This is a genomic window from Streptomyces sp. NPDC096012, from assembly GCF_040426375.1.
Classification (GTDB): Bacteria; Actinomycetota; Actinomycetes; order Streptomycetales; family Streptomycetaceae; genus Streptomyces.
The window spans coordinates 1-1,290 of sequence record NZ_JBEOTD010000106.1 but is presented as its reverse complement, the minus strand read 5'-3'; the positions used below and the strand labels follow the sequence as shown (position 1 = coordinate 1,290).

2 protein-coding genes are annotated in these 1,290 nt (G+C 66.3%); both read right to left on the bottom strand.

Annotated features, from left to right (window positions below; translation table 11 throughout):
* Positions 1-800, bottom strand: an 800-nt coding sequence (locus ABVB68_RS36795; protein ID WP_353605574.1) for an alpha-amylase family glycosyl hydrolase, incomplete at its 3' end; no start/stop codon positions are given.
* Positions 797-1,290 (bottom strand): alpha-glucosidase C-terminal domain-containing protein (locus tag ABVB68_RS36790; protein ID WP_353605573.1); only part of this gene is annotated, 494 nt, incomplete at its 5' end. The genes ABVB68_RS36795 and ABVB68_RS36790, both read right to left, overlap by 4 nt.

Here is a 1,290-nt window from a genome sequence, read left to right as displayed (position 1 = left end):
TCCTCGGGCCACTGGTTGGCCTCCGCCAGCAGCACGGTGTCCGGGTACTGGGCGTCGATCTCCTTGCGGACCCGCTTGAGGAACGCGTGGGTGGCCGGCAGGTTCTCGCAGTTGGTGCCCTCTTCGGCGTAGAGATAGGGGACCGCGTCGAGGCGGTAGCCGTCGATGCCGAGGTCGAGCCAGAACTTCAGGGCTGCCAGGATCTCCTCCTGCACGGCCGGGTTCTCGTAGTTGAGGTCCGGCTGGTGCGAGAAGAAACGGTGGAAGTAGTACTGACCGCGCACCGGGTCGAAGGACCAGTTGGAGGCCTCCGTGTCGACGAAGATGATCCGCGCGTCCTCGTACTGCTTGTCGTCGTCGGCCCACATGTAGTAGTCGCCGTAGGGGCCTTCGGGGTTCTTGCGGGACTCCTGGAACCACGGGTGCTGGTCGCTGGTGTGGTTCATGACGAAGTCGATGATCACGCGCATGCCGCGCTGGTGGGCGGCGTCCACGAACTCCACGAAGTCGGCGAGGTCGCCGAACTCGGGCAGTACGGCGGTGTAGTCGGAGACGTCGTAACCGCCGTCGCGCAGGGGTGACTTGAAGAACGGTGGCAGCCAGAGGCAGTCCACGCCGAGCCATTGCAGATAGTCGAGCTTGGCGGTCAGGCCCTTCAGGTCGCCGACGCCGTCGCCGTTGCTGTCCTGGAAGGAGCGGACGAGGACCTCGTAGAAGACGGCGCGCTTGAACCACTCCGGGTCCCGGTCCCTGGCGGGGGTGTCCTCGAAGGTGTCCAGTACGGGTTCGTTGACGGTCATGTGGCTGCGGGCCCTCCGATCCGGGGCGTCGATCGCCCGACGTGGAGCACGTGCGCCGGCGTCCGGCCGGGCGTGAGGCGCACGTAGTTGGTCCTGCCCCAGTGGTACGTCTCGCCCGTCAGCTCGTCGTGTGCGTACAGGGCGGCGTTCCGGTCCAGGCCGAGTTGCGGCATGTCCAACGAGACCGTGGCCTCCTGGGTGTGGTGCGGGTCGAGGTTCACGACCACGACGACCGTGTCCGTCCCCGTGCTCTTGCTGTAGGCGAGCACGGCTTCGTTGTCGGTCTGATGGAAGCGGAGATTGCGCAGGCGCTGTAGCGCGGGGTGCTCCCGGCGAATGGTGTTGAGCCGGGTGATGAGGGGGGCGATGGTGCGTCCCTCGCGTTCGGCGGCTTCCCAGTCACGGGGCTTGAGCTGGTACTTCTCCGAGTCGAGGTACTCCTCGCCGCCCTCCTTGAGGGGTGTGTTCTCGCACAGTTCGTAGCCGCTGT